This is a genomic window from Paenibacillus farraposensis (assembly GCF_020736845.1).
Lineage (GTDB): Bacteria > Bacillota > Bacilli > Paenibacillales > Paenibacillaceae > Paenibacillus > Paenibacillus farraposensis.
This window is the reverse complement of sequence record NZ_JAFFQR010000112.1, coordinates 657162-679122: the sequence shown is the minus strand read 5'-3', so window position 1 is coordinate 679122 and position 21961 is coordinate 657162. Positions and strand designations below refer to the sequence as shown.

General features: G+C 45.2%; 18 protein-coding genes and 1 pseudogene. 15 read left to right on the top strand and 4 right to left on the bottom strand.

The genetic code is table 11. The features are described from left to right. Positions 1-29: 29 nt before the first annotated feature. From JO375_RS21715 to JO375_RS21700, 4 genes are all read left to right on the top strand, one after another. Positions 30-2246, top strand: coding sequence for a hypothetical protein (locus JO375_RS21715; RefSeq protein WP_229526411.1), 2217 nt, complete (start codon positions 30-32; stop codon positions 2244-2246). Beyond that, complete coding sequence (locus JO375_RS21710; protein WP_229526410.1) at positions 2215-3195, top strand: pilus assembly protein; 981 nt, start codon at positions 2215-2217, stop codon at positions 3193-3195. The genes JO375_RS21715 and JO375_RS21710 overlap by 32 nt, the downstream gene beginning before the upstream one ends. An 85-nt stretch (positions 3196-3280) precedes the next feature. Continuing rightward, entirely contained in the window at positions 3281-3793 is a 513-nt protein-coding gene (locus JO375_RS21705; RefSeq protein WP_229526899.1) for an A24 family peptidase, read from the top strand. A 64-nt stretch (positions 3794-3857) separates the two neighbouring features. Next, positions 3858-5753: a DUF6382 domain-containing protein gene (locus JO375_RS21700; protein WP_229526409.1), complete on the top strand. Its 1896-nt coding sequence runs from the start codon at positions 3858-3860 to the stop codon at positions 5751-5753. Positions 5754-6393: 640 nt separating this feature from the next. Here JO375_RS21700 and JO375_RS21695 read toward each other — a convergent pair. Next, positions 6394-6915, bottom strand: coding sequence for a hypothetical protein (locus tag JO375_RS21695; protein WP_229526408.1), 522 nt, complete (start codon positions 6913-6915; stop codon positions 6394-6396). Positions 6916-7585: 670 nt separating this feature from the next. Between JO375_RS21695 and JO375_RS21690 the strand changes: the two genes are divergently transcribed. Beyond that, positions 7586-8791, top strand: coding sequence for a WXG100 family type VII secretion target (locus tag JO375_RS21690; RefSeq protein ID WP_229526407.1), 1206 nt, complete (start codon positions 7586-7588; stop codon positions 8789-8791). A gap of 17 nt (positions 8792-8808) precedes the next feature. Then, positions 8809-9159 carry a hypothetical protein gene (locus tag JO375_RS21685; protein WP_229526406.1) on the top strand — a complete coding sequence of 117 codons (351 nt, stop codon included), beginning with the start codon at positions 8809-8811 and terminating at the stop codon, positions 9157-9159. Positions 9160-9232: 73 nt separating this feature from the next. Here JO375_RS21685 and JO375_RS21680 read toward each other — a convergent pair whose 3' ends face one another. Then, positions 9233-10147 (bottom strand): TIGR01777 family oxidoreductase, encoded by a 915-nt coding sequence (locus JO375_RS21680; protein WP_229526405.1) that lies wholly within the window; start codon positions 10145-10147, stop codon positions 9233-9235. Between the two features lie 301 nt (positions 10148-10448). Between JO375_RS21680 and JO375_RS21675 the strand changes: the two genes are divergently transcribed. The 4 genes from JO375_RS21675 (at position 10449) to ppnP (ending at position 15489) form a co-directional block, all read left to right on the top strand. Beyond that, positions 10449-11576, top strand: a complete 1128-nt coding sequence (locus JO375_RS21675) for a deoxyribonuclease IV (RefSeq protein ID WP_229526404.1) — start codon at positions 10449-10451, stop codon at positions 11574-11576. A 16-nt stretch (positions 11577-11592) separates the two neighbouring features. Continuing rightward, positions 11593-12492, top strand: coding sequence for a formyltetrahydrofolate deformylase (purU, locus tag JO375_RS21670; RefSeq protein WP_229526403.1), 900 nt, complete (start codon positions 11593-11595; stop codon positions 12490-12492). A 337-nt stretch (positions 12493-12829) separates the two neighbouring features. Beyond that, entirely contained in the window at positions 12830-14875 is a 2046-nt protein-coding gene (gene tkt / locus JO375_RS21665; RefSeq protein ID WP_229526402.1) for a transketolase, read from the top strand. 299 nt (positions 14876-15174) lie between these two features. After that, positions 15175-15489: a pyrimidine/purine nucleoside phosphorylase gene (gene ppnP / locus JO375_RS21660; protein WP_229526401.1), complete on the top strand. Its 315-nt coding sequence runs from the start codon at positions 15175-15177 to the stop codon at positions 15487-15489. A gap of 105 nt (positions 15490-15594) precedes the next feature. Here ppnP and JO375_RS21655 read toward each other — a convergent pair whose 3' ends face one another. Then, positions 15595-16494, bottom strand: a complete 900-nt coding sequence (locus tag JO375_RS21655; protein WP_229526400.1) for an NAD(P)-dependent oxidoreductase — start codon at positions 16492-16494, stop codon at positions 15595-15597. 249 nt (positions 16495-16743) lie between these two features. Here JO375_RS21655 and JO375_RS21650 point away from each other — a divergent pair, with 249 nt between their 5' ends. The 3 genes from JO375_RS21650 (at position 16744) to JO375_RS21640 (ending at position 19464) form a co-directional block, all read left to right on the top strand. Continuing rightward, entirely contained in the window at positions 16744-18099 is a 1356-nt protein-coding gene (locus JO375_RS21650; protein ID WP_229526399.1) for a glucose-6-phosphate isomerase, read from the top strand. Between the two features lie 145 nt (positions 18100-18244). Then, a complete protein-coding gene (locus JO375_RS21645) occupies positions 18245-18877 on the top strand; it encodes a YigZ family protein (RefSeq protein ID WP_229526398.1) in 633 nt (210 codons plus the stop codon). Between the two features lie 5 nt (positions 18878-18882). After that, positions 18883-19464: a TetR/AcrR family transcriptional regulator gene (locus tag JO375_RS21640; RefSeq protein WP_229526397.1), complete on the top strand. Its 582-nt coding sequence runs from the start codon at positions 18883-18885 to the stop codon at positions 19462-19464. Positions 19465-19622: 158 nt separating this feature from the next. Here JO375_RS21640 and JO375_RS21635 read toward each other — a convergent pair. Beyond that, positions 19623-19800, bottom strand: a pseudogene (locus JO375_RS21635) (YjbQ family protein); the annotation flags it as partial. A 172-nt stretch (positions 19801-19972) separates the two neighbouring features. Here JO375_RS21635 and JO375_RS21630 point away from each other — a divergent pair. Beyond that, positions 19973-21034, top strand: a complete 1062-nt coding sequence (locus JO375_RS21630; protein WP_229526396.1) for a sulfate/molybdate ABC transporter ATP-binding protein — start codon at positions 19973-19975, stop codon at positions 21032-21034. 155 nt (positions 21035-21189) lie between these two features. Further along, positions 21190-21960, top strand: coding sequence for an MBL fold metallo-hydrolase (locus JO375_RS21625; RefSeq protein ID WP_229526395.1), 771 nt, complete (start codon positions 21190-21192; stop codon positions 21958-21960). The last annotated feature ends 1 nt before the right edge of the window (position 21961 follow it).

Here is a 21961-nt window from a genome sequence, read left to right as displayed (position 1 = left end):
ATGGGAATGAAGCGATAGGGAGGAAGCAAGTGTTTGGAAAAGAACGGAACACAAAGGATCGCGAATCAGGTGCTGTCACCGTATTCTTAATTTTGATTTTGGCGGTCATGCTTGGCTTTATTGCTGTCTTTATAGACTATGCAAGAATTGCTGCCCTGCATGTGCAAACCGAACGTCTGGCCCATGCAGCGGTTCGTTCAGTAATGTCTGCTTATGATCCGGTATTGCAACAGGAGTATGGCCTGTTTGCTTATGGTAAAGGCGGTGAAGAACTAATCATGGCCAAAGTGCTGAATGACAGCGCCAAGCGTACAGCACATACAGAAACGCTGCCGCTAATGAATATAAAGCTGGATTCAAGTTCGCTGCAAATAGAAAGGGAGCTCGGCCATTATGCCATATTTAACGAGCAGATCCGTGAAGAGATGAAGTATAAAGCTCCTGTCGATTTTACGCTTGAAGTGCTCGAAAAGCTGAAACCGCTCTCTCAAAATATGAAGGAGGCCTCTCATACGGTTGATGTGCTGAAACGGCTGCAAAAGCTGTATGACCAGCGCGAAACCAAGCTGGATGACATGCTGGAGAAGCAGCACGAGGCCGGTGCCCGTATCGAAAAGATTCGCAAGCGGATGATTAAGCAGCGGGGCGTATATATTCCCAATCAATATATTTGGGACCCGCTTGAAGTTGCAGCTGATATTGCTGCCCAATACAAGCACTACGTGCATGTATATGAGGATCATAAAAAAAGCGTGGATGACGTTAAAATCATGCAGCTGGAGAAATATGCAAGGAGAGCGAAATCAGCGCTTGACCGCCTTCGTAATGCTATGGTTCAGGCTGAGGAAGAGCATGATAAGCTGCTTCTGGAAGCCAAGGAGTTGTTAAATGAGGCCCGGCAGATTAATGAAGAGATGCACAAAGTCATTGTGCAGTATAAGCAGAGAGCGGCCAATGCGGGCTATGATGAGATTTCTGCAGCACCTACTCCTAGCGGAGGCGGTTCCAATGCTGATCCGTCAGTCGGAAGTGCCCGGCAAAAGGCTGAGGATCTGTTGATCTCCGATGCAGAGTTTGAGCAATGGGGAGCAGAGATCGAAGAGCAAAGATCCAATTTTGATGTGATTAACAACGTTCTTTCGAATATGCTCCGAACGTTATCCTTTTATACAGATCCGTTTTTAAATGCAGATATGCTTAAGCAGGAAGTCGCCTCAACGCTCAAGGAGATGGACAAGTATTTGAATGCGTATGTTTGGTCGGGGCCTGTCAATGTACTCGACAGTGAAGCCAGAATGATGGACTCGCGTCGCGGACCTGACAAAGAACGCAAAAAAATGGAAAAAGAGGCGAAGAAGAAGCTCAAGCAAGCCTATCGAATTATTGAGGTTCTTTCTAAAGGTAAAGAAAGTGCCGGAAAGTTCCAAAAACTGGAGCAATATTACAATGAAAGTATCGGATTTAACCAATCTGCATCCAGTCGCTCTGTCCCCGCTGATTTATCTTATGATGCTTATGATGCGGCAGGGGCTTCCATGGATCGTATGGATGGTTTATATGAGGTGGCATCCGGTTTGCTGACTCAACTGGGGGATGAATTTTACCAGAACGAATACGCCCTTTCTTACTTCCATTATGTGGATTTTAACCGATTTAGCCATTTAGCCGGATCAGGTGAAAATGTGGGCAATGCAGCGCAAATTTTGGGAGACCAGCTTGACGTAAATAATCAGGAGGTTGAGTATATCCTGTATGGGTTCCATAATCCGACAGGTAATCTGGCCTCCGCTTATGGTGAGATTTTTGCTATGAGGCTTGCTATACGTATGATGGAGGGACTGGTCAAAAATAGCTCGAAGGGAAACCCGTTAATCGTGTTAGCAGCAGCTTTATTATATGGGGTAGAAAAGGCGATTGAAGATATGCTTATGCTGGCGCAAAAGGGCTATGTGCCATTGTCTGATTTTCTGAATTTCCGAATGACGTACAAGGACCACTTGCGGTTGTTCCTAATGCTTCATAGCAATAATGAAAGAAAAATGTCCCGTATGCTTGCTCTGATCCGCCTGAATACAGATGTCAATCCTGCTGAGCGGCAAACGTATGCCAAGGGTGAGGTCAGGAACGGGATGCGCCTGTGGTTCTTACCTGGAGTGATGAAAATGCTCGGCACGGCCTCAAAGAAAGGCGAAAGTATTAAGGGAAGTGTGTATTATGTTACGAAAACAGCGCATTTTTCCTATTAATCGTCATTTGCGGCAGGTTTGTGGGCGAAGGCGGTGTGAACAAGGAAGCATTGTTTTGGAAGCGTCACTGGTACTGCCGTTGTTTCTGTTCTTTATTATTTTTCTTATTTATATGGTTCAGATGACACTGTTATCCACCGCTTTGCAGACTACTGCCTCAGAAACGGTCAAGCAGGCTTCAGCTAAAATATACCCGGTATCTCTGGTGGTAGATGCGGCGTCCGCCAAAATAGATGCAGTTCGTGAACCGCTGGATGAATTGCCCAAGTTATCTGTGCGTGAATATGCAAGTAAATTTGCTACACAGCTGCCACCTCCGCTTGGCGATTGGGTAGAAAGTGCAGCCCGGAGCGGTCAAAAGCCCATGGAGAAGCTGCGGGGACGCTTGACAGAAGCCGCACTTGATCCTGCTCTGAAGCCGATGCTCAAGCCTTTTATGGAGGGAAGCATGCTTGAGTATGGCCGTATTCATGTGACGGGTGTACATGTACCTTCACTTACAGGAACTAAGGACCCTTATTTTAGAGTCGAGCTGTCTTATGAACTGCCGATGAAGGTTCCTTTTGTGTATCGCAGCATTGTGATTCAGGCGGCAGCAGAGGAGCGACTATGGATTGGTGACACAGGCGAGGGAGCAGGTACAGGGGGTGCAACTGGTGATAAGGATGCACAGCATTCCATACAGTTGCTTGTCAAGCCAGAGCCTGCCGTGAAAGGTGTGTACAATTTGATCAGGGCCAGGATTGAACCTGGAATGACTGCTAATCTTTCCGTGTTCTATAAGTCGGGTCAAAGCACGGCTCAGCATTTGGGATGGACTTCTGCTAATGCGGAGGGAATTGTTGAGTGGAACTGGTTTGTGGGAACAAACACCACACCTGGTCAATGGAGCTTTGTGATTGAAACAGAGGATGGACAACGCATCGAGGTTCCATTTTCCGTAAAGTAGACCACATATCTTGGACATATAGATGGATCAATGGAGGATGAATGCTTTTGAATGTTTCATGTTCACTAAAGGAGGGAAGATCGTGTTGACTTGGATGTATATGGTATGCGGAGTTTTACTGGTGATTGCGCTGGTTACCGATTTACGGAGCATGAAAATCCCTAATAAACTTACACTGTCAGGTATGATCTTAGGTTTGTTGATCAATACAGTGTTTGGAGGATGGCAAGGATTTTTATTTGCCGCTGCTGGACTTGGTACCGGATTTGGCTTCATGTTGATTTTGTACTGGCTAGGAGCTGTTGGTGCCGGAGATGTGAAGCTATTCGGTTTAATCGGGGCCTGGACAGGTGCTGCCTTTACGTGGCAATCGGCTTTATATTCCATTTTTTTTGCAGGCATGATTGGTATGGGAATCTTGCTATGGCGGAGGGAAGCTATCATGAGACTGCGGCGCGTGGCTTTTAATTTGGGAGGTTTTTTCCTGTTTCGCAGCGGTAAGACACTGACGAACGGGAGAGAAGCGCATCTCAGGTTTCCTTTTATGACCGCAGTCATTCCGGGAACAATCAGCGCGTATCTTTACTTTTTGCCATAATATGCTCGCCGGGATTGATCATGCTGCCTTATGTTGGTCGGGGCAAAGCTAAGGAGGTCATGAATTGTTTGGTTTAAGTAGAGATTTTGTCCTGAACGGCGGAATATTTATGATTTTGAACAAGGAAGGCGGACTCAAGACCGATGATTTAAATTCAGTGCAAACCGGAATGATGACTGGCAATCGAATACCCGGTCTTCTGGAACTCAGAATAAAAGAAGTCGATTTTCAGGTTGAGTTGCACTACGATATTTCGGGGCGGCGCATGCTTTCCCAGATTTGGAAGAGCGGAGGTATTTCGACTTCAGCGTTTTATCAGATTCTTTTTGAAGTGGCAGATGTCCTTCATCGTAGCCCGCAATATATGCTGGATATACGGCAGTTTATTTTGCATGAGGATTATATTTTTGTTAACGGTTCGGATTCAAGGGAAGCCGCTAATTTAACCTATGTCCCTTTACAGGGTGGATTGTATGGAGGGCATATAGGCGATCAATTTAAACAGTTGGTTATTCGTTTAATGACTCGTGTGGGACACTTTCATGGAGAAAACATACACCACATACTTGAGTTGTGCGATAGAAATGAGATTGATTTGGGAACGTTAAAGGAACTGCTTCTTCAAGGAATGACAACTGGTGCAGAGAGCGTTAGCGTTCAAGGTGAGAGTGTTGAAAGTTATAACAGAAATGCACATATCTCGAAAAAAGCTAAAGAAGTGCATGATAGATTACAGCCACAAGCTGCATATGAAAAATCCTTTGCCTCTCAATCCTCACTACGTCATCATTCAGAGCGTGGGGGAGTGTATGAGCAAGAGCATCAGGAGAGTGTGGAGGCAATTCAGGAGCTTACACGGATGAATCGATTCAAGCAGACTGTAAGGTCAGAGGAAAGTGGAGAGGTAGATGCCGAAAGAGAAGAGATGGAGCCTGCAATACAAAAATATAAAACATATATTGCTCTCGGGTGTCTGCTCGCTTCGGCCGTCGTGTGGCGCTATATTTATCTGGATCATTCTGAGACCGTACCGTTGATCATTTCTGTTGTTCTGACCGCGATACTTGCCACAGTTGCTTATATCAGCTGGACGGGAAAATGGGGCTTCAAGGGCGCCTCGTCTCCAATCTATGCCGACTCAGTACCCGTACTGGAGTCGGAATGGTTAGGGGCTGCTTCGCCTGCCCAGCGGAGAAATGACCGCTATCAGGTGGAGAAGCTGACCGGATTTATAACGGGTGGTCAGTATTTAAACAAGCGTTTTTCGGATCCAAGCAATCCAAGGCGGGAAAGCTGGCGCTGGCCTATTCCTGGCCCAAAGTCTGAAAATATGGGAAGCCAAGCTGCGGAAGATAGGGAAGCAGCTTCTGCACGTTATGACTTATACAATTCACCGGGAAAGGGCGCAGTTCAGGGGAGTGAATTGGAAGCCAGTGAAACCAGTGAAACCAGTGAAACCAGCGAGGCTTATTATAAATCTCTGTCTGGTATAACGGAGCTGCTGCATGCCGCATCCAGGCAAGAAACGGTGCTCCTTTGTGCAGATCAAGGGACACATATTCCACATGTTCAGCAATCACCGATTGCCTGTCTGGAGCGCAAGGCACCGGGAAGTGGAGCGACCGAGCACATCCAATTGCAATTGGACCAATTTGTTGCAGGCAGCTTTTTCATCGGAAGAGATCCGCAATTGGTCCAGTTTGTAGAGGATACAGAGGGGGCGTCCCGTTCTCATATTGAGCTTTGTATAGATACGGGAGGGCAAGGTCACATTGTCAAGGATTTGTCCTCGACGAACGGAACTATCTTGAACGGAGAGCCGATGGTGCCATACAAGGAGTACATCCTGAATGAGGGAGACACTTTTAAAATTGCCGGAGTGTCCTACACTTATCGGCTGGACTCTTTTAAATCTTCCCATAGAGTTAAAGAATATGAACAGCAGCAACAAGTAGGATAAAATAGCTCATATGTATGTGATAGCCTAGATGAATCCTGTCTAGGCTTTTTGTTATGTCTGTTGTTTAACTTTTTAAGGCCATATAATATACAGTGGGGGGATATTTTACATCAAAAACGACATTTTGTCTCCCTACAGTAAATAGGGAGGAAGAGATTATTTTGACGAACGAAGATACTTTATTAGGGAAACTACTCCCCATATTAGCAATGTAAAAACAACGCCAATTACTAATACTGTTAGTATCAGATTAGGCCATTCGATATGCAACAAATGATTTCACTCCAACTATAAGTTTTTGTAATTCTTAAATCCGATTATTTTAAATAGTTCTACCATTTCATAAAATTCAACTACAGAAGCTGATTGCTTTTCACTTTTATCAGATTTATTTAGTTGTTTTAACAGAAACGGTTTTAACATAGCATTGGTTCCTTGCTCATTATATACATATGTGCTTTCAAGTCATATAATACTTCAATAGCTGACTTGGTAGAATACACATCACTTTTAGTTTTTAGAGTGTCATTTTTATATACTGGCAGAAAGGTGTATCCACCATCTGGCAAATTGAGTTTCTTGATTTTATTTAGCGTTTCAATATTTGATTCCTCGTTAAGGGGAATGTTAAGGAATCTTTTCAACATGTGGATATAGAAAATTGCCTTGATGCTGCAATTTGAGTTTTGAATTGACGATTAATATAAACTAATTCTTTTTTTCCTTGTGGGGATTTTTGAGACTCTCTTAGAATATGGTTATCTAATGTTTTAATAATTTTTTTCTTTAACTCTTCTGTTAATTGAATGTTTAAATAATTCACTAGTTCAATAGTGTTTTTTTCTTCCGTCAAATCCCGTGTTATATTTTCAATTTGTGTCATTCTCTTTAATTTCAGGAGGACAAAAATTTTTAATTTTTCTTTGTTAACATGTACTTTATTCCCCAAAAAATCATTTACGATAACTCCGCGAAATGTAGTAAAAGAATCCACCTCGTTATTGACTTCATTTTTAAAACCTGAGGCTTTATTCTCTTCAACGTACAGTTTCTGAAGAGTTGTTGTTATTGGTTTTAAATCAATATTGTTTAGTGAATTATTCGTATTCTTCAAAACCGGGTTAACTGAACTGCTTTGTGAACAAGAAGACATTACAATCATAAAAAAAACAAAAAATAATAGTCGCCTTTTCATTTTTACATTCCTTTTAGTATAACCTCAGGGAGACAAAATTGATCTACCCTGAGGCATAATTTTTATAATTCTTAGTTTGTATACCCTGTAATATTCAATATTCCGTTCGGATATTTCAAGGTTCCTTCAGGAGTTGCAGTCCACGCATTTACAACAGCTGTAAACGTTTTTGAGATTCCAAGAGATGCTGATGTTTTTCCAGATGCCATCTATACGGATAAGAATCTTTAATTCAAATCAACTAAGGAAGCTTTGTAGGGGGTTAGATGGTTATTCCGTCTAGCCTTTTTTAATGTGTATGGAAAAAGCTTGCCCGATGTATTGTTGAGTTAGAGAGAATTTATGGGGTGAGAGAGGGAAGTGCTAGTGATGGAAGTAACCAATAAAATATAAAAGTGCTGAGCAAAATAATTTTGGTCAGCAAAAAACACAAGCCGATATTGCATAACAACTCAGCAACTTAGAAATTATAAAAACTTCTAACTCTTATCCCTGAGTGCAGGATATGGTTGAGGATTTAAGCCTTTAGACATAGGTAGAAAGGTTAATCCTTCACATAACAATTTAGGAGATAAGGATGTTTTCCATAAATTTGAATAATGCATCATGTCATAATGAACTTGAACCGAGGTAAATTATGACAACGATTAGAGTGACTCCTGAACAACTTATAACCGTCTCCAAGCAATTTGACCTTGCACAGAAAACAGCGATTCAGATGAATAGTCAATTGATGCAGCAAATTTCTTTTATGCAGCAATCATGGGATGGTACAACTAAACAACAATTTTATAGTCAATTTCAAGTCTCTCAGAAGAATATGACTGACTTTGTTGCCCTGACGGATTCTATTGCGAGGGAGTTACGTCACCATGCAGACAAATTCAGATTAGCTGATCTGATGGAGGCAGGTAACATTGACGCAAGTTGTTTACCGCCTCCACCTAATGCATGTGCTATTCCTGCTCCAGATACACGAAATGCGTTTCAGAAATCGGCAGATAGTTTATTGGAACTTGGTCAAGATTTCATGAACGCTGCTGAGGAAAGGTATGAAAAACGCTATGATTCAGTAGGAGGATTTTTAGACTATTGGACATTTGGTATTCCGAAAGGTCTGTATCAAGGATATGCGGAGCGAGCATCCAAGCAGTTTGATTCAGCAAATGATTTTTTTAACTTCTGGACTTTTGGTGTACATGGAACGATCAGAGAAGCTACAATGCCTACAAATGCCTGGTCAAAGGAACATTGGGCCAATATGATTAGTACAGCAGCAATATTTGGAGGAGTTAGCTCAGTAATTAAGCCTAAAGTTGGTTTGGGGTCGTCAATAAAATATGAGATGAAATCTGGGACTATTATTGAAGCTGAAGGGACTTCAAAACGTTTATCTGATAATATGTTAGGTAAAAATGATGCTGACCCATTTAGGGATATTTATGGTCCAGGAAGACTTTCTCACCCAGAAGAGTGGAGTAACATTATTAAAAACACACAAGAAGCGGGCGTTGAAGTTAGGATTTTGGATAGAGATATTATGGCGTATGCTCCCAAAGGTTCAGGGAAGCTTGGTCAGCTGAATATATATGAGGATGCTTCAATTAGTGCATTGCGACATGAGTATCAACATTTCCTTGATGATAAGGCTAAAGGATTTCCAAGTTTGGATGTAACATATGAATTCAAAAATAGAATTATCATGGAGCTTAGGGCTTATATGGTGGAAATAAAAGAAGCAGAGAGGATTGGAAATAAGGAGCTTGCAGAACATCTCTGGAGCAATTACAGGGATGAACGGCAGTATCTTTTGGAGAATTTTGGGCCAGTTAAACTAGATTGAATGGAGATTGTATAATAATGAATCTACTTACTTTATCAAAAGAAATACGAGAGGGAAAGATAAGTGATGATAAATTGCTGGAGTGTCTGGACATTCATCATAATCAGGTTATGATGAATGCTATGAGTCAGATAGCAAAAAAGAAGCTCTGCAACGAAAGAATTATCGAAAAATTGAAGCATATTAGTCAGTTCAGAGATCCGAAGGTAAATAAGCTATTTGGTATTGATACTCTTGGACACTACAGTATTGCTGTCCTTCGAGTATTGAACACCTCTGAATCTATAAAACAATATGATCTTTTAATGGCTGAACTTGATGATTTTGATAAGGAAATAGTTGAGAGGATAGCTGAAGGGATAGGCTAAAATGAAAATAGATTATCTAAAAAAGGAACTCTGAGCTGGTGAGATGCCGCTACATAGAGTTCCTCTTTTCATTTTAGCGCTGCTTTTGAGAAGAGTGGAGTTCCTCCAGCGCTTCCTTCAATGCAGGATATTTGTACTTAAATCCGTGATCCAGCGCTTTGCGTGGAATTGCTTTTTGGCCGTCCAATACAAGGGCGCTCATCTCGCCGAGCAGCTTTTGAACGAGAATGCCGGGAACGGGAAACCAATGTGGACGGTGGTATACTTGAGCAACGATTTTTCCAAACTGGTCGTTCGTCAACGGGTGTGGTGATGAAGCATTCACGGCTCCGGCGATCTCCGATGTATGGATGCAATATGTAATCAGGCGGACGATATCCTCAATATGAATCCAGCTCATCCATTGCCTACCGCTGCCTATTCTGCCGCCGAATCCGAATCTGTAGGGCAATTTCATAAGGGGAAACGCCCCTTGTTTTCTGTCCAGCACGAGGCTAATACGCAGCTTAATTATACGGGAATCAGATGGATAGGCGTTGACGGCCTCTTCCCACTGCTCGACGACTTGAGAAAGAAAATCTTCCGGACGACTCGGACTATTTTCATCGAATGTATCGGTCAAGGAAGTACCATATGCGGCAACAGCCGAAGCTTGAATGATGACCTTCGGTTTTCTTTGCAGTGCATTCAGGGCCTGGGCCAAATGAGCTACGGATAACAGTCTGGATTGGAGAATTTTTTGTTTGGATTTGTCCGTCCAGCGTTGATTCAACGTTTCACCAGCCAAATTAACAACTGCATCTGTGCCTTCGAGCAATTCAGGTCTTTGTTTCAATTCGTTCCAGCTCAAGTATTGCAGACGGGGTCTCGCTTCGTGAGCGACCAGCGACTTGCGCGTAATGATCCTCACAGTGTATCCGTCACCCAGCAGGCTTTTGACCAGCGCACTTCCTACCAATCCAGTACCTCCACATACGATAATATTCATCGAGCCAGCTCTCCTTCCGATTCGCAAAAAAATATATATTATAGAATATAACCTTTTTTAACAAAAAACCTTCATTTTGAATGACGAATAAACGCGAAGCGACCCCACCTGTGCTGTTTACTTTCCCTCGGTTGACAAACATGTTTTCTGATGTGTACTCTGCCTGTATGTTCCCAGTGGAGCACATTCGCCAGGGCTGCCATAAAAGCCATGTTGTTTGATTTCAATAATCACGTTAAAATGATTAATTAATTAAGACAAGCATAACAGGATAATCAGGATAAGGGGATGAATCAGGATCATGCTGAAAATTGGTTCTCATGTGTCCTTCTCGGACAAGGGTCTGCTCAGTGCTACACAAGAAGCGTCTTCTTACGGGTCCAGCTCGTTTATGATATATACGGGGGCACCGCAAAATACGCGTCGTAAGCCGATGGAGTCCATGTATTTGGAGGAAGGCAAGCAGTTAATGACCGAAAAAGGGATGAAGGATATCGTGGTGCATGCCCCGTATATCATTAATCTCGGTTCTTATAAAGAAAATACCTATGAGCTGGCGGTCAGCTTTCTTCAGGAGGAAATTCGGCGCACACACGCGATTGGTGTGAAAAATATCGTGCTGCATCCGGGTGCTTTTACCGATAAGGATGCAGAATACGGGATCGGGCGAATTGCCGATGGTTTGAACGAGGTACTGAATGGTGTTAAGGAGACAGATGTTAACATTGCGCTTGAAACGATGGCGGGGAAAGGTACCGAAATGGGACGAAGCTTCGAGGAAATTGCCTCTATAATAGAGAAAGTAGAGCGCAATGAGCGTCTTACGGTTTGTATGGACACCTGTCACATTCACGATGCAGGCTATGATATCGTGAACGATCTGGACGGTGTTTTGGAACAGTTTGACCGTACTGTGGGCTTGAATCGCATCCAAGTGGTTCACATCAATGACAGTAAAAATCCGGTTGGCGCTCGTAAAGACCGTCATACTCCAATCGGGTCAGGCTGGCTCGGCTATCAGACCATTCATAATGTAGTGCATCATGAAGCACTTCAAGGACGTCCATTTATATTGGAAACGCCATGGATCGGAAAGGAAGCCAAAACTCAGCGTCCGATGTATGAGATTGAAATTGCTTTGCTTCGCGGAAATGTGAAGGAGCGCTTTGGAGATGGATTTTTGAGTCAGGTCGAACTACTGCATTCGTTCTTCAAAAAGCAGGATGTGGATGTACGGAAATATGTGCTGGATACCTGGACACTGCTGAAAAATGATGCCAAAGCCAAAAAAGCCGATCCACGTGAACCGCTGGAACGTCTATTTGACATGGTCACGGAAGCAGCGCTCTTTCCGGAGCTGAGCGAGGAACACATTAATCAACGGCTGATTGCCTGGTTTGCTGGCAGTCAATTGCCAGTGACAGTATAGGGGGATTAGCAGTCATATGGAACTTCACGTAAAAAATCAGCCAAACAGCACCATATCTGAACATGAAAACCGCGCGCGTATGCTCGTGTCTTGTCCGGACGGTCCGGGTATTGTAGCGGCCGTGTCCCGCTTTTTGTACGAGCATGGCGCTAATATTGTACAATCTGACCAGTATACAATGGACCCGTCTGGCGGGATGTTTTTTATGCGGGTTGAATTTGATCTGCCCAACTTGAATGAAGCTCAGCCACAATTGGAGCAGGATTTTGTTGCTGTTGCTAATCAATTTCGTATGGAGTGGACGATATCTGCAGTCAGCCGCAAGAAAAAACTGGCTATTTTCGTATCTAAAGAAGATCATTGTTTGGTAGAGCTGCTCTGGCAATGGCAGGCAGGAGATTTGGATGCAGATATTTCATTGGTGGTTAGCAATCATCCGGATATGAAGGAGTATGTTGAATCGTTTGGCATCCCGTATCATCATATTCCGGTAACAGCCGATACCAAACCGGAGGCGGAGCGCCGTCAGCTGGAGGTCATTGGTGACGATATCGACGTTATCATTTTGGCCCGGTATATGCAGATTATTTCGCCCAAGTTTATTGAGTATTACCGTAACCGGATTATCAATATTCATCATTCCTTTTTGCCTGCATTCGTGGGTGGCAAACCGTATGCCCAAGCGTATAATCGCGGGGTGAAAATTATTGGTGCTACCGCGCATTATGTAACCGAAGAATTGGACGGCGGCCCGATCATTGAGCAGGACGTACAGCGGGTGAGCCACCGAGATGATGTAAATGAGCTGAAACGAATCGGCCGCACGATTGAGCGGGTTGTTTTGGCAAGAGCTGTGAAATGGCATGTGGAGGATCGAATTTTGGTGCATGAGAACAAAACGGTCGTTTTTAACTAACCTTTAATATTTGGAATGTGCACTTTTCCTACAACAAAGCCCGTCGAAATGACGGGTTTTGTTTTGATATTTTTTAGTTTTATATTTTTTAAATGAGGTTAATACATAACGGGTATATTGATATTGGAGCTGTACTACACTTTTGGCTACCATCTTAATAAACGATCTGGCAAACCTTCACGGCAAATGGTACAATACTTAAAGAATGTATAAGTCATATTGAAACATTCAAGCAGATTCACTCGCTCCAAGAGGCGCTGTTTCTACATAGGACGGTTGTTTTGGAGAGTATGACGAATGCAATTAGCATACTTTTTACAATATGAGGAGGAAAACCATGACTGATCAGAATCAAGCGATTCAAAAGGATGAAAACTCCACAATCGACAATTTGTCCATCACTACTATTCGTACGCTGGCAATTGACGCCATCGAAAAGGCTAACTCGGGACATCCTGGTATGCCGATGGGCTCCGCACCAATGGGTTACCAACTTTTTGCTAAAACAATGAAACATAATCCGGATCATCCTACATGGATTAACCGTGACCGTTTTGTATTGTCCGCAGGACACGGCTCTATGCTGTTGTACAGCTTGCTGCACCTGAGCGGCTATGATCTGCCTATGGAAGAGCTGAAACAATTCCGTCAATGGGGCAGCCTTACACCGGGTCACCCTGAGTTTGGTCACACCGCTGGTGTAGACGCTACGACCGGACCTCTGGGACAAGGCTTGGCTATGTCCGTTGGTATGGCAATGGCTGAAGCTCAGCTGGCTGCAACATACAATAAAGATGAATTTAAAGTGGTGGATCACTTCACGTATGCAATCTGCGGCGATGGCGACCTGATGGAAGGTATTTCTCATGAGGCAGCTTCCCTTGCCGGCCGTCTGCACCTGGGCAAGCTGATCGTATTGTTTGACTCCAACGATATTACACTGGACGGCAAACTGAACCTGTCTTCTTCCGAGAGTGTTGCCAAACGCTTTGAAGCTTACAACTGGCAAGTGCTGCGCGTAGAGGATGGCAACGATCTTCCAGCGATTCAAAAAGCAATTGAGGAAGCGCAAGCCGACTCCTCACGCCCTGCCTTGATTGAGGTAAAAACAGTCATCGGCTACGGAAGCCCGAACAAACAAGGTAAAGGCGGACATGGCGGTACTCACGGTTCCCCGCTGGGTGCAGAAGAAACCAAGCTGACTAAAGAATTCTACAAATGGGTATACGAAGAGGACTTCTATGTACCACAAGAGGTACGTGAGCATTTTGCTAAAGTAAAAGAGCGCGGCATTGCGGCCAACAAGGCATGGGACGAACAATTCGCAAAATACAAAGCGGCTCACCCTGATTTGGCAGCCCAGTTCGAAACAGCCATTAACGGTGATCTTCCTGAGGGATGGGATCGTGACCTTCCGAAATACTCCGTAGAAGACAAAGCCGTTTCGACACGCGTAGCTTCCGGTAAAGCGCTGAACGGATTGGCCCCTAACGTACCTTTCCTGACAGGCGGATCTGCCGATCTGGAAAGCTCCACGATGACACACTTGAATAATCTGACGAACTTTACGCCAGAAGACTACGCCGGCCGCAATATTTATTTCGGTATCCGCGAGTTTGGCATGGCTGCTGCGATGAACGGTATGACGCTGCACCGAGGCGTAAAAGTATTCGGCGGTACATTCTTCGTGTTTACGGATTATCTGCGTCCGGCTGTTCGTCTGTCAGCTCTGATGGGCTTGCCTGTAATCTACGTTCTGACTCACGACAGTATTGCTGTTGGTGAAGATGGCCCGACCCATGAGCCGATCGAACAATTGGCTTCCCTGCGTATCATTCCAAACCTGACGGTTATTCGTCCGGCAGACGGCAATGAAACTTCTGCTGCTTGGGCTTATGCGCTGGAAAACAAGAAAAATCCGGTTGCTCTGGTATTGACTCGGCAAAACCTGCCAATCCTGGCTGCTACTGCGGAGCATGCACGTGAAGGCATCAAACGCGGTGCGTATGTAGCTGCAGATGCGAAAGACGGCAAGCCGGTTGCTCAAATTCTGGCTACAGGTTCCGAAGTACAACTGGCTATTAAAGCACAGGAAGCACTGGCGGAGCAAGGCATCCAAGTGCGTGTCATCAGCTTCCCAAGCTGGGATTTGTTCGAAAAACAAGACAAGGCTTATAAAGATTCCGTTCTGCTGCCTGAAGTGAAAGCACGTTTGGCTGTGGAAATGGCGCATCCGATGGGCTGGGATAAATATGTCGGTGATCAAGGCGACATTCTCGGTATCAGCACATTTGGCGCATCCGCACCTGGCGACCGTGTCATCAAGGAATACGGCTTTACAGTAGAGAACGTTGTTAATCGTGTAAAAGCATTGTTGAAATAAATCAGAGGATTGTCCGCTGTGTTAGGAATCAGACTGTCCGTAAAGCAATGAATATATATTGCTAGCCGGCCAACTGTACCTGATGATGGCAATCCATACAAAACAGACAGTCGTAACCTTAGAAAGGCTTACGGCTGTTTGTTTCATACAACTGGATTTTGTAAAAAATCACTTTTGAAATTCAGGGTATGGGATAGGGACGATCCAGTGTGTATTTTCATACTGAATCAGACATCCGATCTATGTTATGATGCACCATATTCAATTCAACCACTGCCGAACAGATAAGGGGATAAAAAATGTTACAGTTTGATGGAGTCAGCGTAGTTAAAAAGGCAAATATATATTATGACGGCCAGGTAACCAGCCGTACGGTCATCCTCGGTGACGGCAGTAAGGTTACATTAGGAATTATGCTGCCGGGAACATATGAATTCGGTACGGATTCCCGTGAGATCATGGAAATTTTGTCCGGGGATCTGAAAGTATTGCTCCCAGATGCAGAGGAATGGCTGGAAATACAAGGGGCAGCAACATTCCACGTACCTGCGCAGTCTTCTTTCAAACTGGAGGTACGGAGTGTAACAGATTACTGCTGTTCTTATCCTGAATAAACAGCAAAAAGATAAGCACATCTGACTTCAAGCCAGGTGTGCTTACCCTATAAACTATGCGATATGTATCAAAGCATAGCAGTATGGCTGCAAAGGAAAGTACAGCTATTCAAGAGGCTTGCCGCCAATGGTGCGGCCAATCCATGCTTCGTATGTCTTTACGACAGCGGACAAGTCCTCGTCACCATAGCCTTGTGTTTGCCCGGCCTGAAACAGGCTTTTGGCAATGGCCAGCATAGGTGCCGGAATGGACAGGCTATCTGTCAAGGAGGAGGCAAGCTTCAAATCCTTGAGCATCAAGGCAAGGGAGAACTGGTTGCTAAAATCATGCTCGATGATTTTGCGCCCTTTCAGGTCTGCAGCCTTGCTGCCTGCCGATCCGAGCTGTACCAGCTCAAGGAAGCTGTCTGCCGGAATGCCGGCTTTGGCCGCGATAGCGAAGCCCTCTGCCAGAGCGAGGTTATGAATGCCGACCATCGTATTATGGGCCAGCTTGGCTACAGCTCCGCTGCCGTTTGGCCCCATATGGAGTACCTTTTTGCCCAAGGTGTCAAAAACGTCCGATTGTGCCGTGATGGCTTCTGCGTCACCGCCGACCATGAACACAAGTGTTCCGTCGACAGCGGCAGGCTTGCTGCCTGTTACAGGAGCATCAATAAAGGAGCAGCCCCGCTTGTTCGCTTCAACGGCCAATTGCTTGACCAGCTCAGGCGAAATCGTGCTGTTGTCCATTACGGTCATGCCGGACGTAAGACCGGCAAATACGCCGTCTTCACCGTAGTAGATGTCACGAATCGAGTTGTCGTCGCTGACCATGGTAATGACCAGATGCTGACCTTCAGCCGCCTCACGAGGTGTTGAAGCTGTACGAGCACCCTGTTCTGCCAGTGGATCGCAGCGTGCAGCCGTGCGATTATAAACCGTGACTCCAAATCCCTGCTTTAGCAGATTGGATGCCATCGGGGCGCCCATGGTGCCCAGTCCGATAAATCCGATGTTTTTCATTGCTAATCACCTTTCTTGTTGGGGGATGTCGTCCGATAAGATGGAAATTCGGCTTGAAATGAATATTTCACAGGTTGTTCACCGTTTATTTTAGCATGGGAATGCCGCCCTTTCTACATCAGGGCCTGCCAAGGCACGACATAAGAGGTAACGCAAACTTGTCAGGTCCTGCAAATTAAAGTATCCTATTCCTAAGTCCTTATGTTCGTATTCATGGTCTTAGTAATACCAAACAGGAGGTTCCAAAACATGTCTAAAAAAGTAGCTTTTGATTACTCTAAAGCGCTCTCCTTTGTAGGTCAGCACGAAATTGATTATTTTGCAGAGCCCATCAAGCTGGCTCATGAGCAACTGCACAACCAAACAGGTGTAGGCTCCGATTTCTTGGGTTGGATTGACCTGCCTGCCAATTATGATAAACAAGAATTCGCGCGCATCCAAAAGGCTGCTGCTAAAATCCAAAGCGATTCCGAAGTATTGATCGTCATCGGGATTGGTGGTTCTTACCTTGGAGCACGTGCTGCAATCGAGATGCTGTCGCACTCTTTCTACAATGCACAGCCTAAAGAACAACGCAAAGGTCCCGCAATCTATTTTGCAGGCAACAATATCAGCTCTACATATATGAACCATCTGTTGGAACTGATTGAAGGAAAAGACTTCTCCATCAATGTTATTTCCAAATCGGGTACGACGACTGAGCCGGCTATCGCTTTCCGTGTATTCCGTGCGGCTCTGGAGAAAAAATACGGCAAAGAAGAGGCACGTAAACGGATTTACGCTACAACGGATAAAGAACGCGGCGCTCTGAAAAAACTTGCTAACGAAGAAGGGTACGAATCCTTCATTATTCCTGATGATGTAGGTGGCCGTTACTCTGTGCTGACAGCAGTAGGCTTGCTGCCGATTGCTACAGCCGGCATAAGCATTGAGGAAATGATGCAAGGAGCGGCAGACGCCTCCAAAGAATACAGCAACCCGAACGTAGCTGAGAACGAGGCTTATCAATATGCAGCCGTTCGCAACGCTTTGTACCGTAAAGGCAAAGCCATTGAAATTCTCGTAAACTACGAGCCTTCCCTGCACTTTGTATCCGAGTGGTGGAAACAACTGTACGGCGAAAGCGAAGGCAAGGATTACAAGGGCATTTATCCTGCATCTGTTGATTTCTCGACAGATCTGCACTCCATGGGGCAATTCATTCAGGAAGGCAGCCGCAACATTTTCGAAACGGTTATCCAGGTAGAAAATGTGCCTAGCCACATTACCATCGAAGCGGATGCGGATGATCTGGACGGATTGAACTTCCTGGCAGGTAAAACGGTGGATTTTGTAAACAAAAAAGCATTCCAGGGTACATTGCTGGCTCACACAGACGGTCAAGTACCAAACCTGATTGTAAATATTCCTGACCTGACCCCTTACTCCTTTGGGTACCTGGTTTATTTCTTTGAAAAAGCATGCGGCATCAGCGGCTATCTGCAAGGCGTTAATCCTTTCGATCAACCGGGTGTAGAAGCATACAAGAAAAATATGTTTGCGCTGCTTGGCAAACCGGGCTTCGAAAAGCAAAAAGCCGAGCTTGAAGCGAGATTGTCCGAATAAGGGAACCATAATCTCGGATTCGAAGAGATCCGAACAGAGTGTTATGGGGTATAGTACCAGATAAAGTACAGGAAAGCAGTTCACCGGCTGCCAGAAGCGGGGGACTGCTTTCTTGTAAAATGAAGTAAGGAAGGGTATACGTGATATGTTGGAACAATACCGAACCGTTCGCGGTTCCGGCAGTAAGGAAATCGTGATCCGTAAATCCCGTTTTATTGGACATATTCAGCCAGTGCAAACCGAGGAAGAAGCGGCGGCTTTCATAGAGCGCATCAAAAAAGAGCACTGGAATGCAACACACAATTGTTCTGCCTACGTCATTGGGGAAAGGGACGAAATCCAGAAGCAATCGGATGATGGTGAACCGAGTGGTACGGCTGGCAAGCCCATTTTGGAGGTCATCCGCAATCAGAAGCTGAAAAATGTGGCCATTGTCGTTACCCGTTACTTTGGTGGTATCTTACTGGGAGCAGGCGGTCTGATTCGGGCATATTCAGACGGTGCTGTAGCAGCCATCGAGGCAGGCGATGCGATTACACGTGTGCTGCATCGTGAAATTTTTGTAGAATTAGATTATACTTGGTTGGGCAAGGTGGAAAATGAATTACGGAATCGCGGCATTCGTACTGGAGAAACCATATTTACGGATAAAGTTACCTTAACCTGTCTGCCGCTGACTGGTGATGCTGAATCCTTCAGCAACTGGATAACAGACTTGACACAGGGGCAATCACTTGTGTCGGAGGGAGAGCAGCTTTACTTTATTGAAGGGGAATAAATAATATGGCTAGAAGAGCAGTAGAACAGGAATTGTCAAGAGGGAGGATTCTGGAAGCGGCCAGGCACTTGTTTATTACCAAGGGCTACCGCGCAATTTCAATGCGCAGTATTGGCCAGCATCTGGGGTACAGTCATGGGTCATTATATTATCATTTTAAAGAGAAGGCTGAACTGTTCTACGCTATTGTAATTGAGGATTTTAACACACTTCGCGGAATTCTGCTGCAATCGGCTACGAGTACGCCTGAGGACGGCTTGAGCAGATTGGAGTACCTGATGATGGAATTCATTCGTTTTGGCTTGGAAAACCCTTATCAGTACGAAATTATGTTTATGATGCACGATGAAGAATTGTTTGCATATTGTCGCACAGAGCAAAACCGTTGTGTTGAATTATTTGCGTCTATAATCCGTCAGGAATTGAATGATCAGGGGCATTCGGAGGAAGAGTGCTCATGGGTACCGAAAAGTCTGTTTTTATCCATGCATGGCTTTGTGTCATTTTATATTCAGGATGGTTTAACCTTTGAAGAGATCAGACCCGCTGCTTTAGCGCATGTAAAGCTACTGTGCAGACACCTATGAGCGTACCTGCAACCACACGCCTTGGCTATGTATTTGTAGGGCGCTTATTTGGATATATGCACTTCAAGACGGTAATTTATCATTACGGTACTTGGCGAAAGCGACTAAGAATTTAACAGACGATGATGCATCCACAAGGAGAACATCATCGTCTTTTTTTATGTTCCGTCAAATTCACAAAAATAAATTCCTTGCCACCGTCCTAGCAACAGCTTTCCATCCTGAATGATAACCGTTAACCGTCTGTGAGGAACCAGCAGTAGTGATGGATTTAAGATGGGAAGCCGTATTTCCTTCCATGTGTCGATATTGGGGAAGTTCCCATGGGTATAGCTCTCTATATCATATATTCAGTTGACGACAAAAGCTTTCCTTTGATAAAGTATCTCATAAGAAAAGCATAGTATATTCATTGGAATAATTAAATAATTTCAAAAGGCTCAAGTGCTTTGCATAAGGCTGATGATTTTCGGAGCAGGTCCAGAAGTCGGAAAGGAAGTGTACGGATATGCATGTGGAAGTAAGGGGATTAAACAAGCATTTCGGCAATTTTCATGCGGTAAAGGACGTATCTTTTGATATTCAGACAGGGCATTTGATTGGTTTACTTGGTCCGAGTGGGGGCGGCAAAACCTCCATTTTACGTATTTTGGCTGGGCTGGAGCAGCCGGATGCCGGAGAGATCCATTTTCACGGAAAAAGAGTAAATGAGTTGGCCCCGCAAGAGCGAGGAATCGGATTCGTTTTTCAAAACTATGCTTTATTCAAACACATGAGCGTGTACGACAATATTGCTTTTGGTCTAAAAGTGAAAAAAAGCTCCAAAACCCGTATCCAGGAGCGGGTCACAGAGCTAGTCGAGCTAACAGGGCTCAAAGGCTTTGAGCATCGTTACCCGCATCAGTTATCGGGTGGACAACGGCAGCGGGTTGCTTTTGCGCGTGCATTGGCGCCCGAGCCCCAATTGCTGCTGCTGGATGAGCCTTTTGCAGCCATTGACGCCAAGATTCGGCAGGAGCTGCGAAGCTGGCTGCGGGAGCTGATCGAACGGGTGGGCATTACCTCCGTTTTCGTCACTCACGATCAGGATGAGGCGATTGAAGTAGCGGATGAAATTATGGTGATTAATCAAGGGCGGCTGGAGCAGAAGGGAACGCCCTGGGATATTTATAAAAAACCGAAAACGCCGTTCGTTGCTTCTTTTATTGGTGAATCGACAGTAATTGAGGAAGCGTCCAGTCTTAACGGCTTCAAGGAAGCTGCTGGTGCAGGAGTGCGTGCCTTGATTCGGCCGGAGTACATTGATGTCGGGCCAAGTGAAGAGTTCGCGCTTCTGTCAGCGACTGAGGAAGGCATAGTGAAGCATTTGCATTTTCGGGGAAGTGAATGGATGGTTGAAGTGCTGATCGGAGATCAACGGCTCATCACGTACCGTTCGCTGGAAAAGTCTACGCTGAAGCCTGGCCAGCAAGTGCGAGTGCTGATACATCGGGCCTATCTGTATAACGACCAGTCGAGCTGGATGGTAGAAAATCGCCTGAAGAAAGATCCAATGCCTATTATCCTTTAAAAGGATAACAATCACGCATGAGGGGATGTCCGGCCTGTTTTCACGGTCTTGGGGCATGCTCCTTTTGGCGCTTGAGGAGTTGGAAGGATTTACGCAGACTGGGTGTGTTCGTTATAATAGAGATACAACCATCCAGATAGATAGGAGTTTAATTCATGAATCGGCTTATTTTTCTTGGCACGGGGGATGCGATGGGTGTTCCGCGTGTTTATTGTGATTGCCTCGTATGCACAGAGGCCCGCATGACTGGAGCGAATACCAGACTGAGATCGTCTGTGCTGATCGAAAGTGATACGGAGAGCTTTATGGTTGATTGTGGTCCGGACTGGCGCAGACAGCTGGAGCTGCGAGGTCTCCGCTTTATCGGTACCATTCTCGTAACCCACGCGCATTTTGATCATATTGGAGGATTGCCGGAATGGGCGGATGCCTGTCGCTGGACGGGGAATAGAGGCCGCTTATACGCTCCACAGGAAGTGATTGACACGATTCTGCGGCAATTTTCCTGGCTTCCTGGGCATTTGGATCTGATCCCTGTCGATCAGGGAACCCAGCTTGCCGGATGGAATATCCGGGGCTGGCGTGTGAATCACGGGAAGAACGGATATGCTTACGCTTATCGATTGGAAAAGAACGGCTTCTCGTGGGCCTACTGCTCGGACTCCATCGGACTGAATGAGGCGGAAATTCTGCCTTTGCATAATCTGAATCTACTCGTCCTGGGAACGAGCTTTTATCATGAGGAAGCCGAGTATGCGACCCGCTCGGTTTATGACATGCTGGAGGCTCAGGAGCTTATAGGCAGGATTGAGCCTGACCGTACGGTATTTACACATATGTCCCATGATGTCGATATCACACGCAACTACGGACTGCTGAAAGGGATTAGCTTGGCGCAGACCGGCACGAGCCTGCCGTTAGAATAGC